This is a genomic window from Allobosea sp. FG18 (assembly GCF_057809495.1).
Genome location: NZ_JBMDKB010000003.1, coordinates 274,250 through 295,381, shown reverse-complemented (window position 1 = coordinate 295,381; position 21,132 = coordinate 274,250). Strand labels below are relative to the sequence as shown.

The 21,132-nt window shown below is 67.4% G+C and carries 20 protein-coding genes and 1 other RNA gene; 9 read left to right on the top strand and 12 right to left on the bottom strand.

What is annotated here, in order from left to right; translation table 11 throughout:
• Positions 1-23: 23 nt before the first annotated feature.
• Positions 24-1,787 carry an acetolactate synthase 3 large subunit gene (locus ACODTJ_RS05495; RefSeq protein WP_454656251.1) on the bottom strand — a complete coding sequence of 588 codons (1,764 nt, stop codon included), beginning with the start codon at positions 1,785-1,787 and terminating at the stop codon, positions 24-26.
• A 335-nt stretch (positions 1,788-2,122) separates the two neighbouring features.
• Here ACODTJ_RS05495 and ACODTJ_RS05490 point away from each other — a divergent pair, with 335 nt between their 5' ends.
• Positions 2,123-3,586, top strand: a complete 1,464-nt coding sequence (locus ACODTJ_RS05490) for a GGDEF domain-containing protein (RefSeq protein WP_454656250.1) — start codon at positions 2,123-2,125, stop codon at positions 3,584-3,586.
• Between the two features lie 3 nt (positions 3,587-3,589).
• On the opposite strand, the gene miaA is transcribed toward ACODTJ_RS05490, so the two are convergent.
• Complete coding sequence (gene miaA / locus ACODTJ_RS05485; RefSeq protein ID WP_488847807.1) at positions 3,590-4,516, bottom strand: tRNA (adenosine(37)-N6)-dimethylallyltransferase MiaA; 927 nt, start codon at positions 4,514-4,516, stop codon at positions 3,590-3,592.
• 12 nt (positions 4,517-4,528) lie between these two features.
• On the opposite strand from miaA, the gene serB reads away from it, so the two are divergent.
• Positions 4,529-5,416 carry a phosphoserine phosphatase SerB gene (gene serB, locus ACODTJ_RS05480; RefSeq protein ID WP_454656248.1) on the top strand — a complete coding sequence of 296 codons (888 nt, stop codon included), beginning with the start codon at positions 4,529-4,531 and terminating at the stop codon, positions 5,414-5,416.
• Here the strand turns inward: serB and ACODTJ_RS05475 are convergent, their stop codons facing one another.
• The 8 genes from ACODTJ_RS05475 to ACODTJ_RS05440 form a co-directional block, all read right to left on the bottom strand.
• On the bottom strand, positions 5,417-5,758 hold the full coding sequence (locus ACODTJ_RS05475) for a DHCW motif cupin fold protein (protein ID WP_454656247.1): 342 nt from the start codon (positions 5,756-5,758) through the stop codon (positions 5,417-5,419).
• Positions 5,759-5,906: 148 nt separating this feature from the next.
• On the bottom strand, positions 5,907-7,424 hold the full coding sequence (locus ACODTJ_RS05470; protein WP_454656246.1) for a DegQ family serine endoprotease: 1,518 nt from the start codon (positions 7,422-7,424) through the stop codon (positions 5,907-5,909).
• Between the two features lie 161 nt (positions 7,425-7,585).
• Positions 7,586-7,777, bottom strand: coding sequence for a DUF2065 domain-containing protein (locus ACODTJ_RS05465; protein WP_454656245.1), 192 nt, complete (start codon positions 7,775-7,777; stop codon positions 7,586-7,588).
• A gap of 18 nt (positions 7,778-7,795) precedes the next feature.
• Positions 7,796-8,731 (bottom strand): protease modulator HflC, encoded by a 936-nt coding sequence (hflC, locus tag ACODTJ_RS05460; protein ID WP_454656244.1) that lies wholly within the window; start codon positions 8,729-8,731, stop codon positions 7,796-7,798.
• The gene (gene hflK, locus ACODTJ_RS05455) at positions 8,728-9,888 is read right to left on the bottom strand and encodes an FtsH protease activity modulator HflK (RefSeq protein ID WP_454656243.1); all 1,161 of its coding nucleotides are present in this window, start codon (positions 9,886-9,888) and stop codon (positions 8,728-8,730) included. The genes hflC and hflK overlap by 4 nt, the downstream gene beginning before the upstream one ends.
• Before the next feature lie 154 nt (positions 9,889-10,042).
• On the bottom strand, positions 10,043-10,558 hold the full coding sequence (locus ACODTJ_RS05450; RefSeq protein ID WP_454656242.1) for a dihydrofolate reductase: 516 nt from the start codon (positions 10,556-10,558) through the stop codon (positions 10,043-10,045).
• A 4-nt stretch (positions 10,559-10,562) separates the two neighbouring features.
• A complete protein-coding gene (locus ACODTJ_RS05445; protein WP_454656241.1) occupies positions 10,563-11,045 on the bottom strand; it encodes a GNAT family N-acetyltransferase in 483 nt (160 codons plus the stop codon).
• On the bottom strand, positions 11,042-11,836 hold the full coding sequence (locus tag ACODTJ_RS05440) for a thymidylate synthase (protein ID WP_488847798.1): 795 nt from the start codon (positions 11,834-11,836) through the stop codon (positions 11,042-11,044). Before ACODTJ_RS05440 ends, ACODTJ_RS05445 begins: the two co-directional genes overlap by 4 nt.
• Before the next feature lie 215 nt (positions 11,837-12,051).
• Here ACODTJ_RS05440 and ACODTJ_RS05435 point away from each other — a divergent pair, with 215 nt between their 5' ends.
• The 6 genes from ACODTJ_RS05435 (at position 12,052) to ACODTJ_RS05410 (ending at position 15,207) form a co-directional block, all read left to right on the top strand.
• Positions 12,052-12,315, top strand: a complete 264-nt coding sequence (locus tag ACODTJ_RS05435) for a hypothetical protein (protein ID WP_454656185.1) — start codon at positions 12,052-12,054, stop codon at positions 12,313-12,315.
• A gap of 38 nt (positions 12,316-12,353) precedes the next feature.
• Positions 12,354-12,732, top strand: a transfer-messenger RNA (tmRNA) gene (gene ssrA, locus ACODTJ_RS05430).
• Between the two features lie 62 nt (positions 12,733-12,794).
• Positions 12,795-13,367, top strand: a complete 573-nt coding sequence (locus ACODTJ_RS05425) for an SspB family protein (RefSeq protein ID WP_454656184.1) — start codon at positions 12,795-12,797, stop codon at positions 13,365-13,367.
• Between the two features lie 11 nt (positions 13,368-13,378).
• Complete coding sequence (fumC, locus tag ACODTJ_RS05420) at positions 13,379-14,773, top strand: class II fumarate hydratase (RefSeq protein ID WP_488847793.1); 1,395 nt, start codon at positions 13,379-13,381, stop codon at positions 14,771-14,773.
• A 15-nt stretch (positions 14,774-14,788) separates the two neighbouring features.
• The gene (locus ACODTJ_RS05415) at positions 14,789-14,986 is read left to right on the top strand and encodes a DUF4169 family protein (RefSeq protein WP_454656182.1); all 198 of its coding nucleotides are present in this window, start codon (positions 14,789-14,791) and stop codon (positions 14,984-14,986) included.
• Positions 14,983-15,207 carry a ribbon-helix-helix domain-containing protein gene (locus ACODTJ_RS05410; protein ID WP_454656181.1) on the top strand — a complete coding sequence of 75 codons (225 nt, stop codon included), beginning with the start codon at positions 14,983-14,985 and terminating at the stop codon, positions 15,205-15,207. Before ACODTJ_RS05415 ends, ACODTJ_RS05410 begins: the two co-directional genes overlap by 4 nt.
• Before the next feature lie 298 nt (positions 15,208-15,505).
• Here the strand turns inward: ACODTJ_RS05410 and ACODTJ_RS05405 are convergent, their stop codons facing one another.
• Together ACODTJ_RS05405 and ACODTJ_RS05400 are read right to left on the bottom strand one after the other, a co-directional pair.
• Complete coding sequence (locus ACODTJ_RS05405) at positions 15,506-19,084, bottom strand: AsmA family protein (protein ID WP_454656180.1); 3,579 nt, start codon at positions 19,082-19,084, stop codon at positions 15,506-15,508.
• Between the two features lie 164 nt (positions 19,085-19,248).
• Positions 19,249-20,688: an FAD-binding oxidoreductase gene (locus ACODTJ_RS05400; protein ID WP_454656179.1), complete on the bottom strand. Its 1,440-nt coding sequence runs from the start codon at positions 20,686-20,688 to the stop codon at positions 19,249-19,251.
• Positions 20,689-20,734: 46 nt separating this feature from the next.
• Between ACODTJ_RS05400 and ACODTJ_RS05395 the strand changes: the two genes are divergently transcribed.
• Complete coding sequence (locus ACODTJ_RS05395; protein WP_454656178.1) at positions 20,735-21,079, top strand: hypothetical protein; 345 nt, start codon at positions 20,735-20,737, stop codon at positions 21,077-21,079.
• Positions 21,080-21,132: the final 53 nt, after the last annotated feature.

Sequence of the window (21,132 nt, the reverse complement as noted above, 5' to 3'; positions counted from 1 at the left end):
GGGCTGAGGGAGTCTGGACGGGCTCAGACGAGCTGCTTGCCCTTGGCGTCGATGATCTCGCCGGTGTCGCCCTCGAAATCGGGCAGGATCATCTCGTTATGGGCCTTGCCCGACGGGATCATCGGGAAGCAGTTCTCTTCCTTCGCGACGAGGCAGTCGAAGATCACCGGACCGGGCGTCTCGATCATCTCCATGATCGCGGCGTCGAGCTTGGCCGGGTCGGAGCAGCGGATGCCATGGCCGCCATAGGCCTCGGCCAGCTTCACGAAGTCAGGCAGGGACTGCGAATAGCTCTCCGAATAGCGCCCGCCATGCAGCAGTTCCTGCCACTGACGCACCATGCCCATGTACTCGTTGTTGAGGATGAATATCTTCACCGGCAGCCGGTACTGCACGGCCGTCGACATCTCCTGCATGTTCATCAGGATCGAGGCCTCGCCGGCGACGTCGATGACGAGGGCCTCGGGATGCTTCATCTGCACACCGATGGCCGCCGGCAGGCCGTAGCCCATCGTGCCGAGGCCGCCCGAGGTCATCCAGCGGTTCGGCTCCTGGAAGTGCAGATACTGCGCGGCCCACATCTGGTGCTGGCCGACCTCGGTCGTGATGTAGGTGTCGCGATCCTTGGTCAGCGCGTGGAGGCGCTCCAGCGCGTATTGCGGCTTGATGATCGTGTCCGAGCGCTTGTAGGAGAGGCTCTTGCGGCCGCGCCAGCCCTCGATCTGCGTCCACCAGGCGGCAAGCGCGGTCTTGTCAACCTGCGGGCTGCTCTCGCGCCAGATCCGGACCATGTCCTCGAGCACATGGGCGCAGTCGCCGACGATGCCGATATCGACCTTGACCGTCTTGTTGATCGAGGACGGGTCGATATCGATATGGATCTTCTTCGAGCGCGGCGAGAAGCCGTCGATGCGCCCGGTGATGCGGTCGTCGAAGCGCGCGCCGATATTGATCATGACGTCGCAGTCATGCATCGCGAGGTTGGCCTCGTAGGTGCCGTGCATGCCGAGCATGCCCAACCACTGCTTGTCGGCCGCCGGGAAGGCGCCGAGGCCCATCAGCGTCGAGGTGACCGGGAAGCCCGTCAGCCGCGCGAGTTCGCGCAGCAGCACCGAGGCATGCGGGCCGGAATTGATCACGCCGCCGCCGGTGTAGAAGACAGGGCGCTTGGCGCCGGCGATCAGCTCGACCGCGGCCTTGATCTTGTTCAGGTCGCCCTTGACCACCGGGCGGTAGGTCTTGTGCTGGTTGTCGCGCGGCCGGGTATAGGAGCCGGAGGCGAACTGGATGTCCTTGGGGATGTCGATCACGACCGGGCCCGGACGGCCGTTCGAGGCAACGTGGAACGCCTCGTGCAGGATGCGCGGCAGGTCGTGGATGCTCTTCACCAGATAGTTGTGCTTGGTGCAGGAGCGGGTGATGCCGACCGTGTCGCATTCCTGGAAGGCGTCGGAGCCGATCAGATGCGTCGGCACCTGGCCGGTGATGACGACGAGCGGGATCGAGTCGAGCAGCGCGTCGGTGAGGCCGGTGACGGCATTGGTCGCGCCGGGGCCGGAGGTGACGAGGACACAGCCGACCTTGCCGGGGCCGGAGCGGGCATAGCCTTCGGCAGCGTGCACGGCGCCCTGCTCGTGGCGAACGAGGACGTGCTTGACCTTGTCCTGCTGGAAGATGGCGTCGTAGATCGGGAGTACGGCGCCGCCCGGATAACCGAACAGGTGCTCGACACCCTGATCCTGAAGCGCGCGGACGACCATCTCGGCGCCGGTCATCATCTCGCTCATTACGCTCTCCTGCGGCTGGTCTTTTTGTCTGTCTGGAATGCGGGCAATAAAAAAGGCCCTCGGAGGGGCCTGGGCGTGCGCTGGCGTCGGGGACGCCCGGTTCGAAAACCGGCCCCTACCAGCGCACCTCTACGAGAATAAGCTTGCGCATTGCGCACATGATCCTTGGCGAAAGTTGCCGAACGCTAACGGAGCGCGCGCAACCGGTCAAGCGTTAACATGGTTTGGAGGTCTTCGGGAGCGGCCGATCGTCCGATCTCGAAAATCCCATGCCTTTGCGGAACACTTTCTCAATCCGTCGGCAGTAGGTTCTGCGCGCTCGAACCGGGACGGATATGTACTACGAGGTCCACACCGAGAATATCGCGGCCCGCGGCCACGCCCCGGAGATCGCGCGGATTCTAAGCCGCTTTGCGCTTCACCGTCAGGACGGCGAGCCCGTCGGCTATGAGAAGCTCGCCGCCGCGCTGCTGCCGGATTTCGGCGAGGACCTGATGGTCCTGGAGCCCACCGACGACGGCGACTATCGCTGGCTGCATTTCGGGCGCGAGATCATCCGCTACTCCGGCGCAAACCGCCTCGGCAAGCGCCTCTCGGGTATGCGCGAGCACGTCGCCCGTTTCTCGATCGACAGCTTCGACCAGGCCATCGCCGAGGATCGGCCGCTCTACACCGTCCACCGCTCGACCCAGACAGTGCGCGTCGCCCTGTGGGAGCGCCTGGTCCTGCCGACCACGACGCGCGACGGGCGCCGCTTCATCATTGCCTTCAGCCGCCCGCTGCAGTTCCGCGAGGATCTGCTCAATGCCGTGCTGGACAGCTCGCCCTGCGGCATCGTCGCCTTGCGCGCCATCCGCGATGCGGCCGGCGAGATCGAACAGGCCGTCGTCGTCACCGCCAACCGCCGTGCCGCCGAGCTGAGCGGTCGCGCGGAAAACGACCTGCTCGACACCGATGGCCGCGAAAGCCTGTCCTTCCTCTCCGATCCCTCGATCTGGCGCCGCTGCCTCTTTGCCATCGACCTGCAGCGGGCCGACTGCCTCGAGACCTCCTACACGCGCGACGGCGCGACGACCTGGCTCAGGGTCGCGATCGCCCCACTCGGTGACGGCCTGCTCCTGACCCTGACCGATATCACCGACCTGACGGTGGCCAATCAAACCTTGCAGATGCGCGCCGCCACGCTGGCGCTCGAGATCGGCCGCGAACGGGCGACCCGCCGTGCCCTCTCCGAGGAAATCGGCCTGCGCGAGGAACGCGAGAAGGAGCTGCGTCGTCTGGCAGAGGAAGACCCGTTGACGGCTCTGCTCAACCGCCGCTCCTTCACCGACAAGGCCAACGCCGCCATTGCCGCCAGCGAGGCCGACGGCACCGAGCTCGCGATGATCATCGTCGACCTCGATCACTTCAAGCAGGTCAACGACACCTATGGCCACCCGGCAGGCGATGCGGTGATCCGCGCCTTCGCCGACCTGCTGCTCGGCCAATACCGCAACGAGCGCAATCTCGTCGGCCGCTTCGGCGGGGAGGAGTTCGGTATCCTGCTGCAGGATTGCGACCTGGCCTCCGCAGCGGCAAGTGCACGCCAGATCCAGGATGCCTTGCTGACCCGCGCCATGCCGGTCTCCGAAACATTGGCTCTGCGCGTGACCGCGAGCCTCGGCATCGCCGCGCGTCACCCGGGCGAAGAGCTGGGGTCCCTGACAAACCGTGCCGACCGGGCGCTTTATCGCGCCAAGAACGAAGGTCGCAACCGCCTCGGCATCGCCGACCCTCTGGCTGTCGCCGAGGCGGCCTGAGCTTCAGCAGCCGAGCTGCCCGAGCGCCGCCTCCAGTGCAGCCTCGGGCGCGACCGCTTCCCAGCCCTCCATCTGGTGGCGGAACCACGTCACCTGCCGCTTGGCATAGGCGCGCGTATCGGCCTCGCCGCGCCGGATCGCTTCCTCCAGCGTCATCGTGCCGTCGAGATGGGCGATCAGGCCCGGCACCCCATGGGCGCGCATGATCGGCAGCAGCGGATCGAGCCCGCGTAGCCGCAGACGCGCGACCTCGTCGAGCGCGCCCTCACCCATCATCGTCTCGAAGCGCCGGTCGATCCGCTCCCGCACCGCCTCGCGCTCGGGATGCACGAAGAGCCGCAGCGTCGGCGTGCCGCCGAGCGGCCCCGGTTCGCGCTCGCCCTGGAAGCTCGCTAGCGAACGCCCCGTCGCCCGGAAGACCTCCAGCGCCCGCATGATCCGCATCCGGTCGCTCGGGCGCAGCCGCTCAGCCATGGACAGATCGCAAGCGACAAGCTCGGCATGGAGCGCAGCCGTCTCCCGCCCTTCGGCATGGCTCCGAAACGCGGCTCGAACATCCTCCGGCACCGGCGGCATCGCCGAAAAGCCTTCCGTGACGGCCTTGAAATAGAGCCCTGTGCCGCCGACCAGGATCGGCAGCGAGCCGCTTTCGCGCAGTTCAGCCAGCAGCGTCGTCACGTCAGCGGCGTAGCGCATCGCCGAATAGTTCACGGCGCCATCGACATGCCCGTAGAGGCGGTGCGGCACCATCGCCTCCTCAGCCGCGCTCGGCCGCGCCGAGAGGATGCGCAGATCGGCATAGACCTGCATGGAATCGGCGTTGACGACGGTTCCGCCGGTGCGGCGTGCGATCTCGATCGCGAGCGCGGACTTGCCGCTCGCGGTCGGACCTGCGATGAGCACCGCGCCGATTTGCCCTGCCGCCTTCACCCGGTTCCTCACATGCTCGTCGCCACACTCGTATCCGCCCACGGCCAGGCGCTGGTCGGCGAAGCCCTGCTCGCCCGCCTTGCCCGCACCGTGCCCGGCATCACCGGCACGACCGTGCTCGACGGCGCGATCGCTGCCGACCTCTTCGCGGAAGCGGCCGACGCACGCAAGCTCGAAGCCGGGATCCGCGCCGAACTTGAAGGCGCCGCGATCGACGTCATCGTCCAGCCGGCGGCCACCCGTCGCAAGGCGCTGTTCCTCGCCGACATGGATTCGACGATGATCGGCCAGGAATGCATCGACGAGCTCGCCGCCTTCGTCGGCCTGAAGGAGCATGTCGCCGCCATCACCGAGCGCGCCATGCGCGGCGAGATCGATTTCGAGCCGGCTTTGCGCGAACGCGTCGCCCTACTGAAGGGCGTACCGCTCTCCGTCGTCGGCGAGATCATCCGCGACCGCATCACGCTGACGCCGGGCGGGCGTGAACTCGTCCAGACGATACGGGCGAATGGCGGCTACACCGCGCTCGTCTCCGGCGGCTTCACCGTCTTCACCGGCCCGATCGGCCAGACCATCGGCTTCGACGAGCACCGCTCGAACACGCTGATCGCCAGCGACGGCATCCTGAACGGCACGGTCGCCGATCCCATTCTCGGCAAGCAGGCCAAGCTCGACGCGCTCGTCGAATTGCGCGCCCGCTTCAAGCTCGCCCCCGCGCAGACCATGGCCGTCGGCGACGGCGCCAACGACCTCGCCATGCTCGGCGAAGCCGGGCTTGGCGCGGCCTTCCGCGCCAAGCCGGCGGTGGCGGCAGCGGCCGACGCCCGGCTCGACCATGCCGACCTCACCGCCCTGCTCTACGCCCAGGGCTATACCGGCGGCGAGATCGTCCGGGGCTGATCAGTCGACGATGAAGAGCTTCGCGCCGGTCTTCGTCGCGGAGCGGTGCGCCTCGGCATTGTCCGCGACCTGATAGCTCATGCCTGCCTTCAGCGGCAGCACGCGCCCGTCGGCCAGCGTGGTCTCCATCTCGCCTTCCAGGCACAGGATGATGTGCCCCTTCGAGCACCAGTGATCGGCGACATAGCCCGGTGAGTACTCGACCATCCGCACCCGGATGCGGTTGCCCTCGGGGCCGAAATACTGGACGCGCCAGGTCGCCTCGCCGCTGTCGCCGGCATGGCGCTCCATGGGGATCGTCGCCCAGTCGGTGGTGACGAAGGGAATGTCGCTAAGCTTCATCTCGGTCTCTCCGGGCGCCGTCGCCAAGCTCTAGCTGCGTTCGGCCTGCCTGCGCCAGCGCGCGCGCCTCGCCACCGCTCTGCGGACAGAACATGAAAAAGGGCGGCCCGACCGGACCGCCCTTCATATTCTACAGATATCACCGGTCTCAGTTCATCGAGACGGCGACGAAGCGGACCTCGCCCTGACCGTTCGAGACGAGCAGGAGGGCCGACTTCTTGCCCTCCTTCTTCAGAGCCTCGAGTCGCTTGGTCACGTCCTGCGGCGTGTTGACCGGCTCCTGGCCGACCTCGACGATCAGCTCGCCGACGAGGATGCGCTTGTCGGCCGCGTTCGAGTTGGCATCGACCTTGGTGATGACCACGCCCTTGAGGCCGTCCTTGATCGAGTAGCGCTTCCGGAGTTCGTCCGTCTGCGGCGAGAACTCGAGGCCGAGCGCGCTCGTCACCGCCGGCTTGGCCGGCTCCGCCGTCGGCTTGTTCGCCGAGGCCGACTGGACCTTTTCGCCATCCTCGAGGCGGCCGAGCTTGACCGTCTTGGTCTCTTCCTTGCCCTTGCGGATCACCACAAGCGGTACGTCCTTGCCGACCGGCGTCGCCGCGACGATGCGCGGCAGGTCGCGCGAATCCTTCACGTCCTTGCCGTCGAACTTGACGATTACGTCACCGGTTTCGAGCCCCGCCGGCTTGGCCGGGCCCTTCTCGTCGATGCCGGCGACGAGCGCGCCCCGCGCCGTGCCGAGGCCAAGCGCCTCGGCGGTGGCGTCATCGACGGTCTGGATGCGCACGCCGAGCCAGCCGCGACGGGTCTCGCCGAATTCCTTCAGCTGGTCGACGATGTTGGTCGCCAGCGTCGAGGGCACGGCAAAGCCGATGCCGACCGAGCCGCCCGTCGGCGACAGGATCGCCGTGTTGATGCCGATGACCTCGCCGGCCATGTTGAACAGCGGGCCGCCCGAGTTGCCCTTGTTGATGGCCGCGTCGGTCTGGATATAGGTGTCGTACGGACCCTGGCTGATGTCGCGGTTGCGGGCCGAGACGATGCCCGACGAGACCGAGCCGCCGAGGCCGAACGGGTTGCCGATCGCCATCACCGGATCGCCGATCCGCATCTTGTCGGAGTCGCCGAACTTGACCGCCGGCAACGGCTTATCGTGCTTCACGCGCAGCACGGCGAGATCGACCTTGCTGTCCTTGCCGATCACCTCGGCCTTGAGGCGCAGGCCGTCATTGAAGATCACCGTGATCTCGTTGGCGTCGCCGATGACGTGGTTGTTGGTGACCACGATGCCCGAGGGGTCGACCACGAAGCCGGAGCCGGCCGATTGCGAACGGCGCTGCTGCGGCGCCTGGCGCTCGCCCTGCTGGTTGCGGCGGTTGAAGAATTCCTCGAACAGGTCGCCGAAGGGCGTGTCGGGGCCGAGCTGCGGCAGTTGCGGCAGGTTGCGGCCCTTCTGGTCGTTGGTGGTGACGGCCGCGATGTTGACCACCGCCGGCATGACCTTGTCGACGAGGTCGGCAAGCGAGGTCTGCCCCTGGAGGAGCGGCGTATTGGCCTGCGCATGCCCCGGCGCCAGCACGGGCGAGGCCAGCAGCGCGAGGCCGGCGACGCCGGCAGCGAGAGCGATGCGGACAGGCCTGGCTGCGGAAAGGGTGTTCGATGCCATAGGGGTCCTCATGTTCGGAAGAATGCGGGCCGATCGATGAAAGGCGGGCGCCCCCGGTGCCGCAAGGCAGGCGGACGCGCCCGATGATTGAACTCCGAAATGCGGCGGAAGGGCGACGCACGATCATGTCATCGAACACGATCGCGTGGCCGCCCCCGCTTCTACCAGACGCCGCGCGCGACCCAGACCAGGATCACGCCCAGCACCGCCGAGCCGAGGCCGATGAGCCGCATCCGGTCCGGCGGCGTTTCCGCCGCGCTCCGCAAGGCATCCTTCGCCAGATGCGGAACCGCAGCGAAGAGAATGCCCTCGATAGCGAAGACCAGGCCGAGCGCCGCGACGAAATCAAGCATCCGCGTCGCTCGCCATGATCAGGGCCGTGCCGGCGCAGGCTGCGCAGGTGTCGCCGAAGCGCCCGCCTGGCCGTCCTGACGCTGCGCGTTCGGGCCGTTGAAATACCGGAAGAACGGCGAATCCGGCGACAGAACCATCCGCGTGTCCCCCGGCTTGATGCTGGCTTCATAGGCCTGCATCGAGCGGTAGAAGGAGAAGAACTCCGGATCCTTGCCGAAGACCTCGGCGAAGACCTTGTTGCGCTCCGCCTCGCCCGCGCCGCGGATCTCGTCGGCGTGCTGCTGCGCCTCCGCCACGATCACGGTCGAGTCCCTGTCGGCCCGGGCGCGGATCTCCTGCGACTGCTGGCCGCCGAGCGCGCGGGCTTCCGCTGCCTCGCGCTGGCGCTCCGTCTGCATGCGCTGGAACACCGCCGCCGAGTTCGCCGCCGGCAGATCGACACGCCGCAACCGGACATCGACGACGGTCATGCCGAAGCGGGCCGCCTCCCGGTTCACGTCGTCGCGGATGCGGTTCATCAGGCGCGAGCGCTCGGTGCGAACCATCGCCGTGAAGCTCGCTTCCGCCAGCACCGAGCGAACGTTGCCGTTCACGATCGAGGCGAGCTGCGAGTTCGCCCGCGGGATGTTGTTGACCGCCTGGTAGAAGCGCAGCGGGTCCGAGATGCGGTAGCGCGTGAAGGCATCGACCACGAGACGCTTCTGGTCCGAGGCGATGATTTCCTGCGCCGGCAGGTCGAGGTCGAGGATGCGGTTGTCGAGGATCGTCACCGTCTCGAAGGGCGCCGGCAGCTTGAAGTACAGCCCCGGCTGGGTCGCGACGGTCCGGACGCGACCGAACTGCAGCACGATCGCCGACTGCGTCTGCGAGACCACAAAGGTCGAGGCATAGAGCACCACGGCAATGATGACGGCGGCGAAGAAGAGCACGCCGCGCAGGACGGGAGAGTTCATCGCTGAGCCCCTCCCTGCTGGCCCGGACCCGGGCGCCGTTGCTGGAGCTGGTCGAGCGGCAGGTAAGGCACGACGCCCTGCCCGTTGCCGGTCGAGTCGAGGATAATCTTGTCCGTCCCGCCCATCACGCGTTCCATCGTCTCCAGGAAGAGACGCTCGCGCGTCACGCCCGGAGCGTTCTTGTATTGCTCGTAGACTGCGTTGAAGCGGCTCGCCTGACCGCGCGCCTCGGCAACGGTCTGCTCCTTGAAGGCTTCGGCCGCCTGCGTCAGCTGCGCCGCCCGGCCGCGTGCCTCGGGCACGACGCGGTTGGCATAGGTCTGCGCCTCGTTGCGCAGGCGTTCCTGGTCGGCGCGGGCCGCCTGGACGTCGCGGAAGGCGTCGATGACCTGCTGCGGCGGATCGACCTTCTGGAGCTGGACGAGGCTGATGCGCACGCCGGCATTGTAGCCGTTGAGCGTCTCCTGCATCAGCTGGCGCACCTCGGCCTCGATCGCGCCGCGGTCTGTCGTCAGCACCGGCTGGATATTGCGGCGGCCGATGATCTCACGCATCGCGCTCTCGGCCACGGCCTTCACCGTGCCCGGCGGATCCTGGATGTTGAAGACGTAGTTCTCGGGCGCGGCCGGGTCGATCTGCCACTGCACGATGAAATCGATATCGACGATGTTCTCGTCACCGGTGAGCATCAGGCTCTCCTCGATGACGTCGGTCTGGCGCGAGGTGCGCACCGATTCCACCGTCCGGAAACCGACCTCGGTGGTGATGACGTTCGTCACCTGCGGCTTGACCACGCTGCCGACCGGATAGGGCCAGTTCCAGTTCGGTCCCTCGCCGGTCTTGCCGATGAACCGGCCGAAGCGAAGATTAAGGCCGACCTCGTTGGGCCGCACGAAATAAATGCCGGAGCCAAGCCAGATCAGGATCAGCGCGAGAAGGCCGAGAAACAGGCCGCGCCCACCGATATTGCCGCCCGGCACAAGATTCTTCAGCCGGTCCTGGCTGCGCCGCAGGATCTCCTCGAGATCGGGCGGATTGCCGTTGCCGCCGCCCCCGCCTGAACCGCCGCCCCAGGGACCGCCGCCGCCGCTACCTCCGCGCTGACCCCAGGGACCTCCCCCGCCGCTGCCACCGCCGCTCTGATTGCTCCAAGGCATTCGCGAGCCGTTCCCTTTCGTTCTATCGAGGCCAAGCCATAAGCAAATGACGGCCGCTTGTCAGCGCCTTCGGTCGAAGGCGCTGGGCTGACTTGGTCATGGGCCATGGATTCGTCAACGGCGCAAGCCATTCATCGTGAACGGAAAGCGGCGATCAGCCGCGTCGGCCATAGGTGACGAAGGTATAAGGATGGTCGTTATCGGCGTCGGCAGCGTGGCTTTCCCGCGCCGTCTCGACGAAGGCATCCTTCTCCCAATGCGGGAAAACAGCGTCGCCGGCCGGCTGCGCATGGACCATGGTGAGTTCGAGCCGGTCGGCAAGCGGCAGCATCTGCGCGTAGATTTCAGTACCGCCGCCGATGATGACCGCATGGGCGCCCATCTCCCGGCCGAGCCCTTGCGCCAGCGTCAATGCTTCCGCCACCTCATGGGCGACATGGACGCCCTCGGCGCGAAATTCACGATCCCGCGTCAACACCACCGTCTGGCGCCCGGGCAACGGCTTGCCGATCGAAAAATAGGTCTTGCGCCCCATGATGATGGGGCAGCCGGTCGTCAGCCGGCGAAAGCGCTGCATGTCGGTCCTGAGCCGCCAGATCAGCTTGTTGTCGTCGCCGATCACGCCGTTATCGGCGATGGCTGCGACGAGGACGACCGGAAGAGACGGCATCGGCTCAGCCCTCCGCGCCGAGCTTCGCCAGCGCCTGGCCTTCCAGCCGCTTCACCGTCCACTCGTCCTGCGCCGTGGCGCCGAGCGCCCGGTAGAAGACCCGCGACGGCTCGTTCCAGTTGAGCACCCACCAGGCAAGGCGCGGCAGCTCCTCCGCGACACAGCGCCGCGCCAGCCCGGCGATCAGCGCCTTGCCGATGCCGCGCCCGCGCTGGTCCGGCCGCACGAACAGGTCTTCCAGCCAGATGCCGTGCCGGCCCGAAAAGGTCGAATAGGTGTAGAACCACACCGCGAAGCCCACCGGCTCGCCATCCCATTCGGCAATGTCGCAGAAGGTCTTCGGATTCTCGCCGAACAGCGCGGCCTCGATCTCGGCCTCGGTCGCGACGACCTCGTGCAGCAGCTTCTCGTATTCGGCGAGTTCGCGGATGAAGGCGAGCACGAGCCCGGCCTCACCGGGACGGGCGGAGCGGATGGTGAGGGTCATACTGCGATCGGAGCCTTGATGCCGGGATGCGGGTCGTAATCGGTAATCGTGACGTCCGCGAACTGGAAATCTTCCAGCCGCGTCACCGCCGGATTGAGCGTGAGCTTCGGCAGCGCGCGCGGCTCGCGCGAAAGCTGGAGCCGCGTCTGATCGAGATGGTTCACATAGAGGTGAGTGTCGCCGAAGGAATGCACGAACTCGCCGACGCCAAGACCCGTCACCTGCGCGACCATATGGGTCAGCAGCGCGTAGCTCGCGATGTTGAAGGGCACGCCGAGGAAGACGTCGGCCGAGCGCTGGTAGAGCTGGCAGGACAGCTTCCCGTTGGCCACGAAGAACTGGAACAGGCAGTGGCAGGGCGCCAGCGCCATCTTCGGGATATCGGCCGGGTTCCAGGCCGAGACGATTAGCCGGCGCGAATCCGGATTGCGGCGGATCTCGTTCACCAGCCAGGCGATCTGGTCGATCACCTGCCCGTCGGGCGCCGCCCAGGAACGCCACTGCCGGCCATAGACCGGGCCGAGATCGCCATTCGCATCGGCCCATTCGTCCCAGATCGTGACGCCGTTCTCCTGGAGATAGCGCACATTGGTGTCGCCGCGCAGGAACCAGATCAGCTCGTGGATGATCGATTTCAGGTGCAGCTTCTTGGTCGTGACCAGAGGGAATCCTTCCGACAGGTCGAAGCGCATCTGATGGCCGAAGACGGCGAGCGTGCCGGTGCCGGTGCGGTCGTCCTTGCGGACGCCCTCGGTCAGGACGCGTTGGAGCAGGTCGTGATACTGGCGCATGGCGACTCTCTGGAAGGCGCGCGACTATAGCGGCTCGCGATCCGCTTGGCCCGGCCCGGCCGGCAGGCATCCCCAGCGTTTGCGGAAGCCCCTGCCAATCCATGGCGGGAGCCTTGCCACCTCACGCAAACGCGACGATCCGTGAGATGGCTTCTCCGCAAACCCGCCCCAATCGGCGCCATTCATCGCGCGCTTGATTCGTGGGGATAGTCGATATGCCGACCCTGAACGTAACCGGCCGCCTGCTGGTGGCGCTCGCTTTCAACGCCCTGATCGCGCTGTCGGCGCATGGCGAAGAGACCTATGCCAATGTGACGATCTCGGAACGTCAGGCGCGCGACATCGCCTGGAGCGCCGGCCTCGTCCATGTCGAGGAGATCGTCCGCTACGACGATCGCTGGGAGGTCGCGGGGCGCACCGCCGAGGACGACGAAATGAGCCTCGAAATCGACATCAGGAATGGACGTATTCTCGATTGAGGCAGCAAAGCCGCAGTCTTTGTCGAAAACAAATGAGAACCCTTTCCCAACGCCCCGGCCTTCCCTATATTCGCAAGTGCCGCTCGCAAGAACGGCTATGGCGATAAACGGATCTCGAAATAAGCCTTTCGGACCCGGGGGCGGTACCCGGCGCCTCCACCAAAGCCCTGCTCAGGCAGGCGGCCTTGCGGCGAACCCGCAGGGCTTTGGCGGGGGCGAAATAGGATCGACGAGGGTGTAAAGGTTATCCTTTTGCTCGGCATGGTTCCGCCGTTATCGGGCCATTGCATAGTTGCCAACGACAACAATGCTCGGGTCGCCGTCGCCGCGTAAGCGGTGCTGGTTCCCAAACCAAAGCCCTTGCGCTTAGCCGCGTAAGGCGGGGCTCGGAGGCGCCTGGCAACAGAAGCCTCCACTTCTTTCTCTGACGGCCTGCCGGCTGTTCCCGCCGGAACGCAACAAGCGGAAACCACGACTCGATGTCCAAGGATGTTCTTCGTTACGACCTCATGGTTCAGGACGCGCTGAAGGGCGTGGTCCGCAAGATCCTGACGGAGGCCGCGCGCGACGGACTGCCGGGCGAGCACCATTTCTACGTGACCTTCCGCACGGGTGCACCGGGCGTGCGCCTGTCGCAGCGCCTGCGCGAGAAGCATCCCGAAGAGATGACGATCGTCCTGCAGCACCAGTTCTGGGATCTCAGCGTCGGCGAGCACTCCTTCGAGGTCGGCCTGTCCTTCTCCGGCGTTCCGGAGCGGCTGCTCGTGCCCTTCGATGCGATCTCGACCTTCTTCGACCCCTCCGTCCAGTTCGGCCTGAAATTCGAGGCGCAGGATCAGGCCGAGGATGCCGCTTCCCAGGACGCGGAGCCCGCCGAGGCGCCGCCGACGCCGGCGAAGATCGTGCCGGCAGCGCTTCCGGCCGCCAAGGGCAAGGCACCTGCCGCCGAGCCTGCTGCCGCATCCGCGAAAGCGGAACCCGCTGCCGAAGGCGAGGACAGCCGGGGCGGTGCCGAAGTGGTCAGCCTCGATTCCTTCCGCAAGAAGCCCTGACGGCGGACGCCATGACCGAGACGCGCACCGAAACCGATTCCTTCGGCCCGATCGCGGTGCCGGCGGATCGCTACTGGGGCGCGCAGACGCAGCGCTCCCTCGAGAACTTCAAGATCGGCGGCGAGAGCGAGCGCATGCCGCTGCCGCTGGTCCATGCACTGGTGCTGGTCAAGAAGGCCGCGGCCCATGTCAACGCCAGGCTCGGCCTGCTCGACCAGCGCATCGCCGGCGCCATCGCCCATGCGGCGGACGAGGCGCTCGCCGGCAAGTTCGACGGGCATTTCCCGCTGGTGATCTGGCAGACCGGCTCGGGCACCCAGTCCAACATGAATGCCAACGAGGTTCTGGCCAACCGCGCCAATGAACTGCTCGGCGCCGGTCTCGGCGCCAAGAGCCCGGTCCATCCCAACGACCACGTCAATCGCGGCCAGTCCTCGAACGATTGCTTCCCGACCGCGATGCATATCGCCGCGGTGCTGGAGATCACTCGGCGCCTGCTGCCGGCGCTGCGCGGCCTCGAAAAGGCGCTGAACGCCAAGGCCGAGGCCTTCAAGCATCTCGTCAAGATCGGCCGCACCCATCTCCAGGACGCGACCCCGGTCACGCTCGGCCAGGAATTCTCCGGCTATGCGATGCAGCTTCATCTCGGCATCGGCCGGATCGAAGCCTCGCTCGGCGGGCTCTATGCGCTGGCGCAGGGCGGCACCGCCGTCGGCACCGGCCTCAACACCCATCCCGACTTCGCCGCCTTCTTCGCCAAGGAAGCCGCGACGCTGACCGGCCTGCCCTTCCGCAGCGCCGAGAACAAGTTCGAGGCGCTGGCGAGCCATGGCGCGCTCGCCGCCGCCCATGGCGCGCTGGCCGCGCTCGCCTCTGACCTGTTCAAGATCGCCAACGACATCCGCCTGATGGGCTCCGGCCCGCGCTCAGGGCTGGGCGAGATCAGCCTGCCGGAAAACGAGCCGGGCTCCTCGATCATGCCGGGCAAGGTCAATCCGACCCAGGCCGAGGCGCTGACCATGGTCGCGACCCAGGTCCACGGCAACCAGGCGACGGTGGGCTTCGCCGCCAGCCAGGGCCATTTCGAACTCAACGTCTTCAAGCCGGTGATCGCCGCAGCCTTCCTCCAGTCGGTGCGGCTCCTCGCCGACGCGGCGGATAGCTTCCGGGTCAACTGTGTCGAGGGCATCGAGGCCAACGAAGCGCAGCTCCAGGAGCTACTCTCGCGCTCGCTCATGCTGGTGACGGCGCTGGCCCCAGCCATCGGCTACGACAAGGCCGCCGGCATCGCCAAGGCCGCGCATCACAACGGCATGACCTTGCGCCAGGAAGCCCTGAAGGCCGGTGTCGATGCCGAGCTCTTCGACGCCACGGTCAAGCCCGAGCTGATGCTCGGCCCGCACTGACGCAAGGCAGGTCCAGTGGCCGAGATCATCAACCTCCGCCAGGTCCGCAAGCAGAAGGCGCGGGCGCAGGCCGAGAAGACGGCCGAGCAGAACCGCATCTCGTTCGGCCGGACCAAGGCCGAGCGCAAGCTGACCGAAGCTGAGCGCGACAAGGCAGCCCGTCATATCGACGGCCACAAGCTCGACCGCGACGACGAGCCGGAGCCGGCATGAGACCCGAGCGCAAGCGCTCGCTCAGCATCGCCGGCCACCGCACCAGCATCTCGCTGGAAGCGCCCTTCTGGGAAGCCCTGAAGGAGATCGCGGCGAGCGAGAACCGCCCGATCGCCGCTCTTGTCGCCGACGTGGATTCCGGCCGGGGCGAATTGAACCTCTCCTCCGCGCTGCGGCTCCACGCGCTCGCGCATTACCGCAAGATAGCCGGGAGCTCGTAGGCGGTGCGGTCAACGGTCGGCCTGCTCCCGATCGGAACCATCTTTGTCATTCCGGGGCTTCGCACAGCGAAGAACCCGGAACCCTCGACCGGGCGAGCCGCCTGCAACGAGGAATGAGCTGTCTCACCCAGTCGTGGGTTCCGGGTTCGCGCCTACGTCGCGCCCCGGAATGACAAGGGGGGTCTTCGTGCGGAACCGGCATGACCTGCAACGACCACGCCGCGACCCAAAAACCGTACCTATTCAATAACTTGCCACTAATCCCGAAAACAGGCCGCGACGCGGCTGAATCAGCATCTCAACGCGCCGGCGTGCTGCGTGGCTGCGGCAGCGGCGCGACGCCGCCGGTCGGAGGCTGCACGGCGCCTTCCGGTGAGCTGCTGAGCGGCGCTCCCGGCAGGACAAGCGGGCCGGGCTGCGGCTGAGCCTGCGGCGCGGCCGGTTGTTGCGCCGCCGCCCGCTCGGCTGCGGCACGGGCGCGCTCCTCGGCTTCCGCCCGTCGGCGCGCTTCGAGTTCCGCCCGCGCCTGCTCGATGCGCCGGATTTCCTCGGCGCGCTTCTCTTCGGCCTGCCGCCGCTGCTCCTCCAGGCGCCGCACTTCTTCCTGACGCTTCTCCTCTGCCAGGCGGGCTTCCTCCTGCGCCTTCAGGAACTCGGCGAGCTTGCGCTCGTTCTCGCGCGTCTCGCGCTCCGCCCGCAGGCGCCGCGCATGCAGCGCCCGCTCGCGCGCATCCGCCTCGAAAGCCTCGACACGCTCGATCTCGCGCGCCAATGCCCGCGCCGCCACCGTGTTCGACAACGCGCTGACATCGCTCTCGCGCCGGAGGTTCGACAAAGGCCCCCGCCAGGCGATGCCGATCTGCGGCGCATCCCCGGGCCAGCCCTTCGGCAGGGCGCCGAGCGGCTTCAGGCCGAGCCTGAGATCGGCGGTCAGCGCGCGCAGGTCGAGGATGCCACTGGCCTCGGCGCGCAAGCCGTTGCGCTCGAAGGCAAAGGGCTGGAGCCGGATCAAACCGCCGGCCAGCGTGAACGGCAGCGTCACGTCGCCAAGCGCCCAGGCATCTCTGTCCAGCGCCTCGCTGAGGCGATCCTGCAGACGCGATGCGTCGCTCTCGGACGCATCCTCCCCGGTGCCGGCGATGATCCGTGCATAGGCGCTGGGGTCGAAGCGGGCGAGGCGCGTGCCGGTGAGCGCGAGGCTGCCTGCACCGCTCAGGCCAGCGACCAGGCGCGCCGGCGTCTCGCCCGAACCACCGAACTCGATCTGCCCCGAGGCCTTGCCGCCGACTGCGCCCCTGGTCATCTCGCCGAGATCGACGGCCATCAGGCCGAGCCGCCCATTGAGCTGGGCCAATCCGCCATCGCGGCGCAGGCCGAGCCGCCCGCCGATCTGCCCGCCGCCATAGCTGCCGCGGATATCGTCGATCCTCAGCCCGTCCTGGTCCGAGCGCAGGGTGAAGCTGGCATTGCGGACCGGCCCGCCATCAAAGGCGGCAAGCGTCCCTGCCTCCACGGCGATGTCGAAATCGGGAAAACCCGCCACGCGCCCGAAGCGTGCTGTCGACCAGAGGGCATTCGGGGTCACCGCCGCCAGCCCGAGCGCCGCGCCCATCAGCGGCCGCAGATCGGCGGCGGGAACTGCGATGCGCCCGGAGGAGCGCCCCTCGCGCGGCAGCAGCAGCGCGCCATTCACCGCCATGCCGCCGAGATGGGCGGCGATATCGTCGAGCCGGATCGCGTCCTCGGCGATGCCCAGCCGCGCGGACGCGTCGATCACGCCGTCGGGCAGCAGTCGGGCCGGTCCCTCGGCGAGGATCTGCCCCGGCCCATCCGCCTGCATGGTCAGCCGGGGGCCCTGCCCGCCATCTTCGACGACGATCGAGAGCCCCTGCCCGGCGAGCGAGCCTGTCGCCTTGCCCCGGTCCAGCGCAAGATTGAAGCGTCCCGCCCCGCCCTGCTGCGGCAACGGCAGCCCCAAGGCCGCGAAAGCCTGCCGCCGGTCGCTGAGCTCGAAGGCCAGTGCGGCCCCGCTCCAGCTGCCGGCTCGGTCGAGCCGCCCGTCGAGCTTCAGCTTGCCCGCAGCCGCCGTGCCTTCGGCCGACAGGCTGGTCTCGCCCGTGGTCGCGCGCGTCAATCGGAAGCCGGTATCGAGCCGTGCGAGGCCTTCGCCAACGCGCTGGAGCGCCTGGATCGCGGTCTCCGGCAGCAGCGGCCCGGCCAGCGCCGTCAATGCCTCGAAGCGCGGCGCACGGACGCGGCCGGAAATCTCACCGCCCTCCGCCAGCAACGCACCGGCGCCCGTGACGGCGACGCCGCCGAAGCCATCGACCGAAAGTCGGCTCAGCCGCCAGACATCGCCCTCGCGCCGGAGATCGAGATTGGCCGAGCCCGGCGGCGCGTTGCGGAAGCGCAGATTGGTGAGCGCGAGATCCAGCGCCACGTCGCGCTGTCGAAGCAGGTTTGAGAAGCTGTTACCCGGCGGGAGGGTATCGAGCGAGAGCCCGTTCACAGCCGCCTTGGCAGCGATCCGGTTCGGCGCGATCTCCCCGGAGGCATCGAGGCGCATGCCCGACGAGCCCGCAACCAGCAGGCGCTGGAACCGGCCGCCGGTGCCCGTCCAGGCGCCGACGATATCGGCATCGATCCGCCCGAGCCGCGCGATGAAATCGGCCAGCGCCGGATCGAGCCCCGCCCGCGCCAGCACCAGCCCGACGCGCCGCGCATCGTCGGCCTTGAGATTGAGCCGTCCCGAGACCCCATTCCCATCGAGATTGCCGCTCGCGCCGAGCAGAGCCCCGGCGACGCGCACCGAAGCGGAAGCCTCGCTCAAGCCTCCGTCATGCAGATGCCCGCGCAGGGCCAGCGCCGAGAAATCTTCGCCGCGCCAGATCAACTGGTCGAGGTCGAGGTTGACGTCGAAAGCGCCGGGCAGCCCCTGCAACGCGCGTTCGAAACCCTGCCGCTCGGCCAGCGCCGTCATCAGCGCATCGGCATCGAGCCGGCGCGCCCGCAGCGCCAGCGAACCCTTGCCGGTGCCGGGCAGGTATTGCCCGTCACCTTCCAGCCGCGCCGCGCCGCCTGCGAGATCGAGCATGAGCCCGGAAAGGTCGAGCTTCTGGCTGCCGCCCTTGACGCGCCCGGTCAGCGCGACGGCGCCGCCCGGCGAGAGATTGAAGGCACCGTCGAGCTCGGCGCCCACGCCCTCGACACCCTTCGGGAACAACAGGGCACCGTCAAAACCGAGCTGCAGATCCTCGCCGGTGAGATAAGCCTTCGTCCTGAGCCTGCCATCGGCCTCCATTTCACCGGTGGTGACGCGTAGCGACGCGCCTGCCACCTCACCCTCGAAGCGCCAGGGGCCGGCAAGGCTCACCGCCGACATCTCGGCCGCGATCGGCGAGAGCATGACCGCGGGTTTCCCGGCCTCGCGCCAGATCATGGTCGAGCGGCTGATCGTCAGCCGGTCGAGGCTCGCCCCGGCCGGAATGCCCGTGCCGCTGCGCTCGGGCATGCGGATCACGCCCGCCTCGTCCAGCGAAAGCGAGATCGCAGCGCCCTCGAGCCGCGCTTCCGAGAAGCGGAACTCGCCGCGCGCCAGCGCCGCCAGTGCCAGCTCCACGGTCGCATGCTCGGCGCTGGCAGAGCTCGCCGTGCCGTCAACCGGCCCGATCCGCACGTCCTCAAGCGCGATGCGCGGCGAAGGCAACAGTCGCAGGCCGATCGCGCCGCCGATCCGCGTCTCGACGCCGAGACCCTCGCTCAACCGCGCCTCGATCTGCGGGCGATAAGCGCGCCAGTCGACGAAGCCGGGACCGATCAGGGCCGCCAGCAGCGCCAACACCAGCAGGCCGGCCAGAACTGTCAGACTCTCACGCAAATTCCGCTGCCTGCCCCTGTCGTGATGGTAGAGCGGTGCCGGCTTTGAGCGTCATTGCGAGCACAATGACGGTCCGTACCGGCGCCTCCCCCATCCTGCCCGCAAGTCGCGGCGAGATCACGACATTTCGGCAAAGCAGGCGAATGGCGCAAGCCGCAATGGCGTCACAGGGCGACGATTTTTCCGGGGTTGAGGATATTGCGCGGATCGAGAGACCGTTTCAGCAGGCGCATCACCGCGAGCGCCTCGGCGCCGTGCTCCTGCTCGAGATACTTGATCTTCTTCTGGCCGACGCCGTGCTCGCCGGTGCAGGTGCCGCCCATGGCGAGCGCGCGCTTCACCAGCCGGTCGATGAAGGCTTGAGCCCGCTCGACCTCGGCCGTGTCGGCAAGATCGACCAGCGGCTGCGTATGGAAATTGCCGTCGCCGACATGGCCGGCGATCGGCGCGATCAGGCCGGAAGCCTCGATGTCGCGCTTGGTCTCCTCGACGCACTCGGCCAGTTGCGAGATCGGCACGCAGACATCGGTCGCGACCGAGTCGAAGCCGGGGCGCAACGCCTTGGCCGCCCAATAGGCGTCATGGCGCGCCTGCCAAAGCTTGGAACGGTCCTCGGCCTTGGTCGCCCAGTCGAACGGGCCGCCACCGAACTCGGCCGCGATCTCGCCGAAGCGCTCGGATTGTTCCTTCACGCCGGCTTCCGTGCCGTGGAACTCGACGAAGAGCATCGTCGTCTCCGGCAGACCGAGCTTGGCGTGGAGGTTGACGCCGCGGATCATCACGTCGTCGAGCAGTTCGATGCGGGCCACCGGCAGGCCGGTCTGGATCGTCAGGATGGTCGCGTCGCAGGCCGCCTTCACCGATGGGAACGGGCAGACGCCGGCGGCGATCGCTTCCGGGATGCCGTGCAGCTTCAGCGTCACCTCGGTGATGATGCCGAGCGTGCCTTCCGAGCCCACCAGCAGGCGGGTGAGGTCATAACCGGCCGAGGTCTTGCGGGCGCGTGTCGAGGTCCTGACGACCGAGCCGTCAGCCATCACCGCGGTCAGCGCCAGAACGTTGTCTTTCATCGTCCCATAGCGGACAGCATTGGTACCCGAGGCGCGCGTCGCCGCCATGCCGCCGATCGAAGCATCGGCACCGGGATCGATCGGGAACATCAGGCCCTGGTCGCGCAGATGCTCGTTGAGCTCCTTGCGGGTAACGCCGGCCTCGACGACGACGTCGAGATCCTCGGCATGAACCGCGATGATCCGCTTCATCTGCGACAGGTCGATCGAGACGCCGCCGAAGGGCGCGTTGACATGCCCCTCCAGCGAAGTGCCTGTGCCAAAAGCGATAACCGGAACGCCATGGGCCGCGCAGAGCTTCACGATCTCGGAGACTTCCGCCGTGCTCTGCGGAAACACCACTGCATCCGGCGGCTGGTTCGGGATCCAGGTCAGCGTGTGGCCGTGCTGCTGGCGCACGGCGAGGCTGGTGACCAGCCGGTTGCCGAAGCTGGCGGCCAAGGCCTGCGTCACCGCCGCGATCGCCTCCGGCGAGGGCGGCAGCACTGCGGCAGGGACAGGGCTGTCATGAGGAGCGGCGGCAGGCTGGCTCATTGTCAACATCCGGGTTTGGCACTTAGAGGCTGGTAGGGACTGTGGGATGGATTTGACGCTGGCGATTTTGAGCGAATGCAAGGAGTTCGAGGACGCAAGCCTTTCGGCTTGCTACGAAGAACGACAAAGCAGTCGCTCAAAAGCGCCGCGCCCTTCGGGTGAGGTGAAAACGGTAGGGCTGCAGCGTCGCATCGCTTGCCGATACCAGTGGTATCGGCGGCGCAATGCTCCTCCCATCTCTGCCGTTTTGACCTCATCAAATCCTTCCCACAGCCCCTACCAGCCTCTAGACTTCGAACAGATCGGTTTCGCAATTGGTTACGCTTCGACATCGTCCTGCCATACTGGCTGGCCCAAGATGCTGACGCCGCTTGCGAGCGATGCATACTAAATCATGCGACGACGAAATGGGCAGCGGCAATAACGCCGCCGGCCCTTGAACGA